Here is an 11,806-nt window from a genome sequence, read left to right on the forward strand (position 1 = left end):
CGTCGAAAATTCGGCGCCGCCGCGGCTGTCGGGTCAGTGGTTGTCGGGTCAGTGGTTGTCGCGGGGCGTGTATTTCTTGCCGATCTCGCGGTAGGCGTCCGCGCCCTGCAGGGTCATGCCCTCGGCGAAGGGGCGAACCTTCTCGCGGAAGATCTCCTGCCAGGGCGACTGGCTGTCCGGCGCGAAGGGCATCTGACCCAGCGCCCGGCGGCGGGCGTCGAGGTCGGCGTCGCTCACCTGCATGTCGGCGGTGCATTTCTTCAGGTCGATCCGCACCCGGTCTCCCGTCTGCACCAGCGCCAGGCCGCCGCCGTCGGCCGCCTCGGGCGAGGCGTTCAGGATCGACGGCGACCCGGACGTGCCCGACTGCCGCCCGTCGCCGACGCAGGGCAGGGCGTGGATGCCCTTTTTCAGCAGGTAGTTGGGCGGGCGCATGTTTACCACCTCGGCCCCGCCGGGGTAGCCGATGGGCCCGGCGCCGCGCATGATCAGGATGCAGTGCTCGTCGATGTCGAGCGCGGGGTCGTCGATCCGGGCGTGATAATCCTCGATCGAATCGAAGACGATGGCGCGGCCCTCGAAGGCCATGGGATCGTCGGGGTTCTCCAGGTAGCGCTGGCGGAACTCGTCCTTGATCACGGACGTCTTCATGATCGCGCTGTCGAACAGGTTGCCCTTGAGATTCAAAAAGCCCGCGTCCTTCAGCATCGGGTCCGAGACCGGTTTGATCACGTCGGGATTCTCCGACCGCTTGTCGCCGCAGTTCTCCACCATCGTTTGGCCGTTCGCGGTCAGCGCCTCGGGATGCGGCAAGAGACCGGCGGCCAGCAGTTCGCCGATCACCGCCGGAACGCCGCCGGCGCGGTGATAGTCCTCGCCCAGGTACTCGCCCGCCGGCTGCAGGTTCACCAGCAGCGGCACCTCGTAGCCCAGCCGCTGCCAGTCGTCGTTGTCGAGCGGCACGCCCAGGTGGCGGGCGATGCCGTTCAGGTGGATCGGTGCGTTGGTCGACCCGCCGATGGCGGAGTTGACGACGATGGCGTTCTCGAAGGCCTCGCGTGTCATGATCTGCGCGGGCGTCAGGTCCTCATGCACCATCTCCACGATGCGGCGGCCGGTGTGATAGGCCATCTGCCCGCGCTCGCGGTAGGGCGCGGGGATCGCGGCGGAGCCCGGCAGCTGCATGCCGAGCGCTTCGGCCAGCGAGTTCATCGTCGTGGCCGTCCCCATCGTGTTGCAGTAGCCGGTGGACGGGGCCGACGAGGCGACGAGCTCCATGAACTCGTCGTCGTCGATCTCGCCGGCCGCGTGCATCTCGCGCGCCTTCCAGACGATGGTGCCCGAGCCGGTGCGCTCGCCCCGGAACCAGCCGTTCAGCATCGGGCCGACCGACAGCGCGATGGCGGGGATGCCGACGGTGGCGCAGGCCATCAGGAGCGCCGGCGTGGTCTTGTCGCAGCCGATGTTCAGCACGACACCGTCGAGCGGGTAGCCGAAGAGCGACTCCACCAGGCTCAGATAGGCGAGGTTGCGGTCGAGCATCGCCGTGGGGCGCTTGCCCGTCTCCTGGATCGGGTGGACGGGGATTTCCATGGTCACGCCGCCGGCCGCCGTGACCCCGTCGCGGACGCGCTTGGACAGTTCGACATGGTGGCGGTTGCAGGGGGAAAGGTCGCTGCCGGTCTGGGCGATGGCGATGATCGGCTTGTCGCCCTGCAGTTCCTCGCGCGTGAGGCCGTAGTTCAGGTAGCGCTCGAGATAGAGCGCGGTCATCTCGCGGTCCTCGGGGTTGTCGAACCACTGGCGGGAGCGGAGCTTCGGCTTGTCGGACGGTTTGTCGGTCATGGCATTCTCCGGGTGTTCAGATCGACCAGCCGCCGTCGATGGCATAGGCTTGGCCGGTGACGAAGGCGGCGTCGTCCGAGGCGAGATAGACGACCAGCGCGGCGATTTCCTGCGGCTGGGCCAGCCGGCCCATCGGCTGGCGGGCGACGAAGGCCTGCATCGCCGCCTCGTAGTCGCCGGTGGCGCGCAGGCGCTCGTGCAGCGAGGGGCTTTCGACGGTGCCGGGGCAGACCGCGTTGCAGCGGATGCCCTGGGTGACGTAGTCGGCGGCGACCGATTTGGTGAGCCCGATGACGGCGGCCTTCGACGCGCCGTAGACGCAGCGGTTCGGCACGCCCTTCAGCGACGAGGCCAGCGAGGACATGTTGACGATGGCGCCGCCGCCGCGCTCCAGCATGCCGGGCAGGGCGGCGCGGATGGTGCGGAACATCGCCTTGGTGTTGAGGTCGAAGGCGAAGTCCCAGTCCTCCTCCGTCGCCTCCAGCACCGAGCCGTTATGGACGAACCCGGCGCAGTTGAACAGGATGTCGGGCTGCGCCTTCGCGACGCCGTCGGCGATGGATCCGGCGCTCAGCGCGTCGAGCACCAGCGTCTCGATCCGCGGGTGGTCGAGCGTGGCCAGCGCGTCGGCGTTGACGTCGCTGGCGAAGACCTGCGCGCCCTCGTCGGCCATCGCCAGCGCGGCGGCCCGGCCGATGCCCTGCGCGGCCGCCGTCACCAGCGCGCGCTTGCCCTCAAGCCGTTGTTTCGTCATGGTTTCCTCCCCGATCGGCCGCTGTTTCGGTAGCCGAAATCCGCGCTTTGATCTCAGGCCTATTCCAAAGCCCTGCAAAAAGCTAGGGTCGCCGGCGGCGGAACGCAAACAGCAGGGAGAGGCAGATGCGGCGGATACTGATCATCGGTGGCGGCGGCATGGTGGGGCAGAAACTGGCGCACCGGCTGTCGGCGCACGGGCTGGACGGGGACCGCAATATCGAGGTGACGCTGTTCGACATGGCGTTCCCCGAAGGCGGCGCCCCGGCGGCGGAACGGATCACCGGGCAGCTCGGCACGCCGGCCGACATCGATTCGCTGGTGGCCGCGCGCTACGACGTGATCTTTCACCTCGCCGCGGTGGTCTCGGGCGATGCCGAGGCGAACTATCAGAAGGGGTGGGAGATCAACGGGGCCTCGGTGCTGCACTTCACCCGCGCGGTGCAGGCCGAGCACGCGGCGTCGGACGGCGCCTGGGTGCCGCGGATCGTCTTCACCTCGTCGATCGCGGTGTTCGGCCCGCCGTTCCCCGAGAAGATTCCCGACGACCAGCCGCTGACCCCGCAGACCTCCTACGGCGCGCAGAAGGCCTGCGCCGAGTTCATGCTGAACGACCTGGGCCGCAAGGGCGCCGCCGAGGTCGTGGTGATCCGCCTGCCGACCATCGTGGTGCGGCCGGGCAAGCCGAACCTCGCCGCGTCGTCGTTCTTCTCCGGCATCATCCGCGAGCCGCTGAACGGGCAGGAGGCGGTGCTGCCGGTGGAGGACGACGTGCGCCACTGGCATGCCTCGCCCCGCGCGGCGACGGGGTTTCTGGTGCATGCCGCAGGGCTGGACATGGCGCTTCTGGGCGACAACCGGGTGCTCACGATGCCGGGCGTCAGCTGCACCGTGGCCGAGCAGATCGAGGCGCTGCGCCGCGCCGCCGGCGACCGGGCCGTGGCGCTGATCCGGCGCGCGCCGGACGAGACGATCCGGCGCATCGTGGGCGGCTGGCCGCGCGACTTCGCGCCCAAGCGCGCGCTGGCGCTGGGGTTCACGGCGGACCGCGACTTCGACGAGATCGTGCGCATCTACATCGAGGACGAACTGCCCGACAGCCCGCCGTGAGCCGGCGGAAATGGCGGGAAGCGAAAACGATTTAGCTTGCCTGTTGTCGAGCCGTTTCCCGGTTGCTAGGGTCTTGGGACGTCTTGCGTGTGAGCGCAAACGTACATGTGATTTAGGGAGGATAAGCATGAACTCGATCAAGACGACCATGTTGTCGGTCGCCGCGGCCGCTCTGGCCACCGCGTCGCTGACGACGATCGCGCAGGCCCAGGAGGTCACCCTGCGGATCCAGACGCATTATGCGCCGGAAACGGTCTCGGGCCAGCTGGCCGCGGATTTCGTGGACGATATCGAAACCATGTCGGGCGGCGATATCGCCATCGAGATGTTCTATTCCTCGTCGGTGGTCGCCACCGTCGAGACGTTCGACGCCGCCGCCACCGGCATCCTGGACTGCGACATGACCGGCGGCGCCTATCAGACCGGCAAGAACCCGGCGTTCCAGTTCGTGGGCGACATCATGGGCGGCTACGACACGCCCTATCAGCAGCTGAGCTGGCTGTATCACGGCGGCGGCTACGACGCGGCACAGGAGCTTTACAACCAGCACGACATGCAGCTGATCGGCTGGTGGATCTACGGCCAGGAATCGCTGTCCTCCTCGACGCCGATCGAGGGGCCCGAGGACCTGGTCGACTGGAAGTTCCGCTCGCCCCCGGGCCTGGAGACCGAGATCTTCGCCGAGCTGGGCGCCTCGCCCATCGTGATGGACTTCACCGAGATCTTCACCGCGCTGGAGACCGGGATCATCGAGGGCGCCGACGCCTCGGGCCTGGCCAACAACGTGGGCCTCGGTCTGTACGACATCGTGAACCACGCGACCTTCCCCGGCTTCCACTCGATGCCGTCGGACCACCTGGCCTGCAACAAGGCCGTCTGGGACGGGCTGAGCGACGCGCATAAGCGGATCATCGACACCGCCATGCAGAAGCTGGCGCTGCAGACCGCGCTGACCTTCGAGAAGGCGAATGCCGAGGCCGCGGCGAACCTGCGCGAGCAGGGCGTGACGCTGCACGACTGGTCGGCCGAGGACCGCGCCGCGTTCCGCGAGGCCGCGCAGTCGGCCTGGGAAGGCTGGGCCGAGAAGACGCCCGAGGCCCGCGCGCTGGTCGACAGCCACCGCGAGTACCTCACCCAGCTGGGTCTGATCGCAGAGTGATCCGGGCGGTTTCCGGACCGGAGTGACAAGAGTGCGGCGAGCCCCGATCGGGGCTCGCCCGTTTTCGCTTTGGCCCCGGGGCGACGGGGCCGCGATGGGAGGTGTGCGAGATGACTGGCGAAAGCGTCTGGCTGGGACCGCTGCGGCGGCCGGTTCAGATCCTGATGTTCCTGTTCGTCGCGGCGGCCGTGCTGCTCTTTGCCTGGCTCGCCGTGAACCGGGTTCTCGACGCCGACGCGATCGGCATGTCGGAGATGCTGCGGCCCGAGGGGCGGCCCCTGGCCGTCGCGATGCTGGGCCTTCTGTTCGGGGCGCTTCTGTTCACCGCGCTGTTTTTGTCCGACACGATCGGCGCCATCGAACCGCGGCCGGACGGCTTCTTCGACCTGGTGTCGCTGGTGCTGTCGCGGCTGGCGATGGTGGGAATCGTGCTGGTCGTGATGGTGATGTTCTACGAGGTCGTCTCGCGCTACGTGTTCGAGAAGCCGACGCTCTGGGCGAACGAGCTGTCGCTGTGGATCGCGGCCTTCCTGTTCCTGCTGGCGGGGCTCTATGCCATGCAGCAGCGCAGCCATATCCGCATCTACATCATCTATGACGTGATGCCGCGCTGGGCGCAGAAACTGTCCGACTGCGTGTCGGTCCTGCTGATCTGGGCCTTCACCGTGTCGCTGGTCTGGGGCGGCTACAACGAGGCCTATGCCAAGCTGTTCCGGTGGGAGACCTTCGGCACCGCCTGGGACCCGCCGATCCCGGCGACGGTGAAACCCGGCATCCTGATCATCATCGGGCTGGTCGCGATCCAGGCGCTGTCGAACCTGATCGCCGACTGGAACAAGGCGCCCGAGCATCACTCGCCGGCCGACGAGATCGACGAGACCGAGATCGAAACCATCAAGGCCACGCTGAAGGGATCCGACAATGGTTGATATCGGCACCCTGTCGCTGTTGCTGCTGCTGGGCATGTTCGTGCTTTTGGCCATCGGCATGCCGCTGGGCTTCGCCTCGGCCTTCCTGGCACTGGCCACGCTGGTGATGAAGTTCGGGCCGGACCTGCTGTTCTCCGACTTCGGGCGCGGGCCGCTGGCCGTGCTGGGGCAGGCCGTCTACCGGCAGATGACGAATTACGTCCTGATATCGGTGCCATTGTTCATATTCATGGCCGCGCTGTTGGAGCGATCCGGCATCGCGCGCGACATGTATTCGTCGCTGAACGTCTGGCTCAGCCGGACGCGCGGCGGCATCGCCATCGTCACCTCGGTGATGGCCGTGATCATGGCGGCGATGTCGGGGATCATCGGCGGCGAGGTGGTGCTTCTGGGCCTGATCGCGCTGCCGCAGATGCTGCGGCTGGGCTACAACCAGAACCTCGCCATCGGGACGATCTGTGCCTCGGGCTCGCTGGGCACGATGATCCCGCCGTCGATCGTGCTGATCTTCTACGGCCTGGTGACCGAGACCTCGATCAAGGCGCTGTTCACCGCGTCCTTCCTGCCGGGCTTCATGCTGGCGTCGTTCTTCATCATCTACATCATCATCCGCTCACGGCTGCAGCCCGACCAGGCGCCGCTGCCGCCGGACGATCCCGACGACCCGCACGGCTCGGAAAAGGGGATGTTCTTTCTGGCGTTCCTGGCCTGCCTCGTGTTAATCGCCTCGGCGGTGCTGACGCTTCGGGCGCTGTTCTTCACGGTGACCGGGGCTAACACGATCCGCGAGGGGGTGGACCCGATCCCGCTGGGCATGGTGGCGGACCTGCCGTGGCTGATCGGCGCGGCGGCGCTGTCGGCGGGGCTGATCCTTCTGGTCTTCGGGCGCGAGCGGACGATGACCGGCTGGCAGATGGGCAAGGGGCTGGTGGCGCCGATCATCGTGATCGGGGTCGTTCTGGGCTCGATCTATGGCGGCATCACCGGGATCACCGAGGCCGCGGGCATGGGCGTGATCGCGGTGTTCCTGATCGGGCTGGCGCGGCGCGAGATGACCTTCGCCATCGTCTGGGACAGCCTGATGCGCACGCTGAAATCCACGGGCACGATCATCTGGGTGACCATCGGCGCCGCGGCGCTGGCGGCGGCCTACACGCTGTCGGGCGGGCCGACCTATGTGGCCAACCTGATCGTCGGGACCGAGCTTCCGTCGATGGGCGTGATCCTGATCATGATGCTGATCTTCCTGATCATGGGGATGTTCATGGACTGGGTCGGCATCGTGCTGCTGATCATGCCGGTGTTCCTGCCGATCGTGCTGCGCCTGCCGGTCGAGGAGCTGGGCGTGCTGGGGCAGCTGGAGCCCAACCACGTGGCGATCTGGTTCGGCGTGGTGTTCTGCATGAACATGCAGGTCAGCTTCCTGTCGCCACCCTTCGGACCGGCCGCGTTCTACCTGAAGTCGGTGGCGCCGCCGCACATCTCGCTGACGGATATCTTCAAGGGATTCCTGCCGTTCATCGCCATCCAGATCCTGGCGCTGAGCGTGTTGCTGATCTGGCCGCCGATCGTGGCGATCCTGTTGTGAGGGCGCAGGGATCGCCGCGCCTTCGGCGCGTCGATCCGCTGGGGGGACGCTGTCCCCGTCGTCCATCGGGCTCGAACCGATGGCGCTTCGATGGACGACCCCCCTGCAGTATTTGCGCCAAGCTGAAGCAGGGGGTGCCGGGCCGGGCCGGGGACAGGTTGTGCGTCGGGCTGTCCGGGGGCGAGCACGTGCTGTCGCCCGCTGACGCCGCAGGCCGTGCCGGTGAGCGTCACGCAGGGCTTTCGCCGGACCTTCGATCTGCGCTATCAGGTGACCGGCCAGCCCTCGGGCCGGCCGCAAATCCCGCTCTTCTTCGCGCGGCCGGAGAGCGCGCAGCGCGACGGGCGGGTCTGGAAGACGATATGGGAGGACGCCCGCGCCCGGCTGGCGCGGAACCCCATGTCGAGATACACCGTTGGACATGTGACGCGCCCTGTCGCGCGTGACGGCGGGCCGGTGCCCGCCAGCTAAGGAAGGCCCCTCATGGATTTCGTCCGCCTCGATCCCTCCGACAACGTGGTCACCGCCACCCGCGCGCTGGAGGCCGGCGTGCAGGTGGAGGAGGCCACGACCACCGGCCTGATTCCCTCGGGCCACAAGATCGCCACCCGCGCCATCGCCAAGGGCGACCCGGTGCGCAAATACGCCCAGCTGATCGGCATCGCGCACGAGGACATCGCCGCCGGCGACCACGTGCACACCCACAACCTCGACTTCGTGGGCACCGACGTGGAGTACGAGTTCGGCACCGACCAGCGCCCGGTGGAGATGGTGCCGGAGGACGCCCGCGACACCTTCATGGGCTATCGCCGCGAGAACGGCGCCGTGGGCACGCGCAACTACATCGCCATCGTCACCTCGGTGAACTGCTCGGCCACCGCCGCGCGGCGCATCGCCGACCATTTCACGCCCGACAGGCTGGCCGATTATCCCAATGTCGACGGCGTCTGCGCCTTCGTCCACGGCACTGGCTGCGGCATGGCCGGCGACGGCGAGGGGTTCGAGGCGCTGCAGCGCGTGATGTGGGGCTATGCAAGGCATCCGAACCACGCGGGCGTGCTGATGGTGGGGCTGGGCTGCGAGATCAACCAGATCGACTGGCTGCTGGAGGCCTACGGGCTGCAGCAGGGCCCGACCTTCCAGGTGATGAACATCCAGGGCGTCGCCGGCCTGCGCAAGACCATCGAGACCGGCATCCGCAAGGTCGAGGAGATGCTGCCGGTGGCCAATGCCGCAAGGCGCGAGCCGTGCCCGGCCTCCGAGCTGAAGGTCGCACTGCAATGCGGCGGCTCGGACGCGTGGTCGGGGATCACCGCGAACCCGGCGCTGGGCCATGCCTGCGACCTGCTGGCGGCCCAGGGCGGCACCGGCGTGCTGGCCGAGACGCCCGAGATCTACGGGGCAGAGCACCTGCTGACCCGCCGCGCCGTGTCGCAGGATGTGGGCGAGAAGCTGGTGAACCTGATCCGCTGGTGGGAGGATTACACCGCCCGCAACAAGGGCACGATGGACAACAACCCCTCGCCCGGCAACAAGAAGGGCGGGCTGACCACCATTCTCGAAAAGTCGCTGGGCGCCGCGGCGAAGGGCGGGACGACGCCCCTGACCGGCGTCTACAAGTATGCCGAGCCGGTGACGGCGAAGGGCTTCACCTTCATGGATTCGCCGGGCTACGACCCGGCCTCGGTGACGGGGCAGATCGCGGGCGGCTGCAACCTCGTCGTCTTCACCACCGGGCGCGGCTCGGCCTTCGGGTCGAAGCCGGCGCCGACGATCAAGGTGGCGACGAACACCGAGATGTACGGCCGGATGATCGAGGACATGGACATCAACGCCGGCGCCATGTTGACCGAGGGGCTGAGCCTGGAGGAGAAGGGGCGCGAGATCTACGACACGATCCTGCGCGTGGCCTCGGGCGAGGTGACGAAGTCCGAGGCGCAGGGCCTGGGCGACTACGAGTTCGTGCCGTGGCAGATCGGCGCGGTGATGTGAGCCTGGCGCGCGTGACCGGGGCTGCCAGCTTTGCCGCCGAGGCCCATGCGGGACAGATGCGCAAGGGCGGCGGCCGGCCCTATATCAACCACCCGCTGGAGGTGGCCGCGGCGGTCGCCGAGGATGGCGCCGACGCGGATATCGTCTGCGCCGCGCTGCTGCACGACGTGGTCGAGGACACGGACGTGGCGGCGCCGGAGATCGCCGCGCGGTTCGGCGACCGGGTCGCGGCGCTGGTGGACGAGCTGACCGACCGACCGGAATGGGAGGCGCTGCCCACGCCCGACCGCAAGGCGCGGCAGGCCGAGGAATTCCGCAGCGCCTCGGCCGCGGCGCGACAGGTGAAGATCGCGGACCAGTGGTCGAACGTCGCCGAACTGGCCGCGGTGGAGACGGGGCACGACGCCGGCTGGCTGGCGGCCTACCTGCGCGCGGCACGGGCGACGGTCGCGGTCTGCCGGCCCGCGTCGCCGGGCCTGGCGGCGCGCTTCGACGGTGCGGCGGAGAAACTTGAACGAAAGATCGGGGGAATGGGACAATGAGCAAACCGGAGATCGGATTCATCGGGCTGGGCCTTATGGGCTCGGCCATGGTCGGGCGGCTGCAGGACAAGGGCTATGACCTGACCGTCATCGCCAACCGTTCGCGCGCGAACGTCGACAAGGCGGTGGCGCGCGGCGCGACGGAGGTGGACACGGCGCGCGCGCTGGCGGCGGCGTCGGACATCGTGATGCTCTGCGTCGGCACGTCGGACCAGGTGGAAAGCCGGATGCGCGGGCCGGACGGGGTGATCGCCGGGCTGCGGCCGGGGGCGGTGGTGATCGATTTCGGCACCTCGCTGCCCGCCTCCACCCGCGCGCTGGGCGAGGAGGTCGCCGCCGCCGGCGGCACCTACCTGGATGCGCCGCTGGGCCGCACGCCCTCGCACGCGGTGGAAGGCAAGCTGAACATCATGGGCGCCGGCGACCGCGACGCCTTCGACCAGGTGCGGCCGGTGCTGGACGACCTGGGCGAGAATGTCTTTCACCTGGGCGCGCTGGGCGCCGGCCACACGATCAAGCTGATCAACAACTTCTTCGCGATGACCACCGCCAACGCCATGGCCGAGGCCTTCGCGATGGCCGACGTGATGGGGGTGCCGCGCCAGGGACTCTACGACGTGATGTCAGCCGGCCCGCTGCATTCGGGCATGATGGATTTCGTCAAGACCTATGCCATCGACGGCGACCCGAACGCACTGGCCTTCTTCGTGCAGAACGGGCTGAAGGACGTGGGCTACTACGCCCGGATGGCGCGCGAGGCGGGGGTCGAGAGCCTGATGGCCACCGGCGCGCTGGCGGCGCTGGAGGAGTCGGAGAAGACCGGGCGGGGCGAGACGCTGGTGCCCGAGCAGGTCGATTTCTTCGCCGACCGGTTCGGGCGCGGCTGATGCGCGTCGCCTGCATCGGAGAAGCGATGGTCGAACTGTCGCTGGAAGGGCCCGCGGCGGACCGGGCGCGGCTGGGCTATGCCGGCGATGTGCTGAACACCGCCGTCTACCTGAAGCGCGCGGCGCCGGAGCTACAGGTCGATTTCGTCACCCGGCTGGGGCGCGACGGCTTTTCCGACCGGATGCGCGCCTTCATCGCGGGCGAGGGGGTCGGCACCGGCGCCATCGAGACCGACCCGGACCGCCGCCCCGGTCTCTATGCCATCGAGACGGATGCCGAGGGCGAGCGCTCCTTCACCTACTGGCGCGACAGTTCCGCCGCGCGGGCGATGTTCCAGACCGGGGACGGGCCGGATTTCTCGGCGCTGGAGGACTACGACGTGGTCTACCTGTCGGGGATCACGCTGGCGATCCTGCCGAAACCGGTGCGCTCGGCCTTCTGCGCGTGGCTGGAGCGGCGCCAGCGCGACGACGGCGGGATCGCGTTCGATTCCAACTACCGCCCGGCGCTCTGGCCGGACCAAGAGACGGCGCGCGGCGCGGCGGGGCGGATGTGGAAGGCCTGCACCATCGGGCTGCCGTCGCTCGACGACGAGATGGCGCTGTTCGGCGACGCGGACGAGGCGGCGGCGGTGGACCGGCTGGCGCGCTACGGCTTCACCGGCGCGCTGAAGCGGGGCGCGCGCGGACCGGTGTCGCTGGGCGCGCCGGACCCCGACGACCCCGCCTATCTGCAGATGCCCGTCGCGCCTGCGCCAGAGGACTTCCCGCCCGCGCGGCAGGTGGTCGACACCACGGCGGCGGGCGACAGCTTCAACGGCGGCTACCTCGGCGCGCTGCTGACGGGCAAATCCCAGGACGAGGCGCTGCGGGCCGGCCACGCCATGGCAAGCCGGGTGGTCGGCGCGAAGGGCGCGATCATCCCGCGCTAAACCGGACCGGCTTTCCGGGCCTCCACTGCTTCTTCTGGCTCGAAATACTCCGGGGGGTCTGGGGGGCTG

The 11,806-nt window shown here is 68.7% G+C and carries 11 protein-coding genes; 9 read left to right on the forward strand and 2 right to left on the reverse strand.

Annotated elements, in window-relative coordinates; translation table 11 throughout:
• Positions 1 to 48: 48 nt before the first annotated feature.
• Both P1J78_RS12665 and P1J78_RS12670 read right to left on the reverse strand, forming a co-directional pair.
• Positions 49 to 1,845 (reverse strand): IlvD/Edd family dehydratase, encoded by a 1,797-nt coding sequence (locus P1J78_RS12665; protein ID WP_275567734.1) that lies wholly within the window; start codon positions 1,843 to 1,845, stop codon positions 49 to 51.
• A gap of 16 nt (positions 1,846 to 1,861) precedes the next feature.
• Positions 1,862 to 2,599 (reverse strand): SDR family oxidoreductase, encoded by a 738-nt coding sequence (locus P1J78_RS12670; RefSeq protein ID WP_275567735.1) that lies wholly within the window; start codon positions 2,597 to 2,599, stop codon positions 1,862 to 1,864.
• A gap of 125 nt (positions 2,600 to 2,724) precedes the next feature.
• On the opposite strand from P1J78_RS12670, the gene denD reads away from it, so the two are divergent.
• The 9 genes from denD to P1J78_RS12715 all read left to right on the forward strand — a co-directional run bounded on the left by denD (position 2,725) and on the right by P1J78_RS12715 (position 11,737).
• A complete protein-coding gene (gene denD / locus P1J78_RS12675; protein WP_275567736.1) occupies positions 2,725 to 3,708 on the forward strand; it encodes a D-erythronate dehydrogenase in 984 nt (327 codons plus the stop codon).
• A gap of 127 nt (positions 3,709 to 3,835) precedes the next feature.
• Complete coding sequence (locus tag P1J78_RS12680) at positions 3,836 to 4,867, forward strand: TRAP transporter substrate-binding protein (RefSeq protein ID WP_275567737.1); 1,032 nt, start codon at positions 3,836 to 3,838, stop codon at positions 4,865 to 4,867.
• Between the two features lie 110 nt (positions 4,868 to 4,977).
• On the forward strand, positions 4,978 to 5,796 hold the full coding sequence (locus P1J78_RS12685; protein WP_275567738.1) for a TRAP transporter small permease subunit: 819 nt from the start codon (positions 4,978 to 4,980) through the stop codon (positions 5,794 to 5,796).
• Complete coding sequence (locus P1J78_RS12690; protein WP_275567739.1) at positions 5,789 to 7,384, forward strand: TRAP transporter large permease; 1,596 nt, start codon at positions 5,789 to 5,791, stop codon at positions 7,382 to 7,384. The genes P1J78_RS12685 and P1J78_RS12690 overlap by 8 nt, the downstream gene beginning before the upstream one ends.
• Before the next feature lie 222 nt (positions 7,385 to 7,606).
• Positions 7,607 to 7,855, forward strand: a complete 249-nt coding sequence (locus tag P1J78_RS12695) for a hypothetical protein (protein WP_275567740.1) — start codon at positions 7,607 to 7,609, stop codon at positions 7,853 to 7,855.
• A gap of 12 nt (positions 7,856 to 7,867) precedes the next feature.
• Positions 7,868 to 9,376 carry a D-arabinonate dehydratase gene (locus P1J78_RS12700; RefSeq protein ID WP_275567741.1) on the forward strand — a complete coding sequence of 503 codons (1,509 nt, stop codon included), beginning with the start codon at positions 7,868 to 7,870 and terminating at the stop codon, positions 9,374 to 9,376.
• A complete protein-coding gene (locus P1J78_RS12705) occupies positions 9,373 to 9,918 on the forward strand; it encodes an HD domain-containing protein (protein ID WP_275567742.1) in 546 nt (181 codons plus the stop codon). Before P1J78_RS12700 ends, P1J78_RS12705 begins: the two co-directional genes overlap by 4 nt.
• Positions 9,915 to 10,805 carry an NAD(P)-dependent oxidoreductase gene (locus P1J78_RS12710; protein ID WP_275567743.1) on the forward strand — a complete coding sequence of 297 codons (891 nt, stop codon included), beginning with the start codon at positions 9,915 to 9,917 and terminating at the stop codon, positions 10,803 to 10,805. The genes P1J78_RS12705 and P1J78_RS12710 overlap by 4 nt, the downstream gene beginning before the upstream one ends.
• Positions 10,805 to 11,737 carry a sugar kinase gene (locus P1J78_RS12715; RefSeq protein WP_275567744.1) on the forward strand — a complete coding sequence of 311 codons (933 nt, stop codon included), beginning with the start codon at positions 10,805 to 10,807 and terminating at the stop codon, positions 11,735 to 11,737. Before P1J78_RS12710 ends, P1J78_RS12715 begins: the two co-directional genes overlap by 1 nt.
• The last annotated feature ends 69 nt before the right edge of the window (positions 11,738 to 11,806 follow it).

Source organism: Psychromarinibacter sediminicola, assembly GCF_029168335.1.
In the GTDB taxonomy this organism is placed as follows: domain Bacteria; phylum Pseudomonadota; class Alphaproteobacteria; order Rhodobacterales; family Rhodobacteraceae; genus Psychromarinibacter; species Psychromarinibacter sediminicola.

What these genes read in the sequence shown, in the direction of transcription:
- P1J78_RS12670 (WP_275567735.1), bottom strand. Translation starts at nt 2,599, where the DNA reads ATGACGAAACAACGGCTTGAGGGCAAGCGCGCGCTGGTGACGGCGGCC.
- P1J78_RS12710 (WP_275567743.1), top strand. Translation starts at nt 9,915, where the DNA reads ATGAGCAAACCGGAGATCGGATTCATCGGGCTGGGCCTTATGGGCTCG.
- P1J78_RS12715 (WP_275567744.1), top strand. Translation starts at nt 10,805, where the DNA reads ATGCGCGTCGCCTGCATCGGAGAAGCGATGGTCGAACTGTCGCTGGAA.
- P1J78_RS12680 (WP_275567737.1), top strand. Translation starts at nt 3,836, where the DNA reads ATGAACTCGATCAAGACGACCATGTTGTCGGTCGCCGCGGCCGCTCTG.
- P1J78_RS12665 (WP_275567734.1), bottom strand. Translation starts at nt 1,845, where the DNA reads ATGACCGACAAACCGTCCGACAAGCCGAAGCTCCGCTCCCGCCAGTGG.
- P1J78_RS12685 (WP_275567738.1), top strand. Translation starts at nt 4,978, where the DNA reads ATGACTGGCGAAAGCGTCTGGCTGGGACCGCTGCGGCGGCCGGTTCAG.
- P1J78_RS12700 (WP_275567741.1), top strand. Translation starts at nt 7,868, where the DNA reads ATGGATTTCGTCCGCCTCGATCCCTCCGACAACGTGGTCACCGCCACC.
- P1J78_RS12690 (WP_275567739.1), top strand. Translation starts at nt 5,789, where the DNA reads ATGGTTGATATCGGCACCCTGTCGCTGTTGCTGCTGCTGGGCATGTTC.
- denD (WP_275567736.1), top strand. Translation starts at nt 2,725, where the DNA reads ATGCGGCGGATACTGATCATCGGTGGCGGCGGCATGGTGGGGCAGAAA.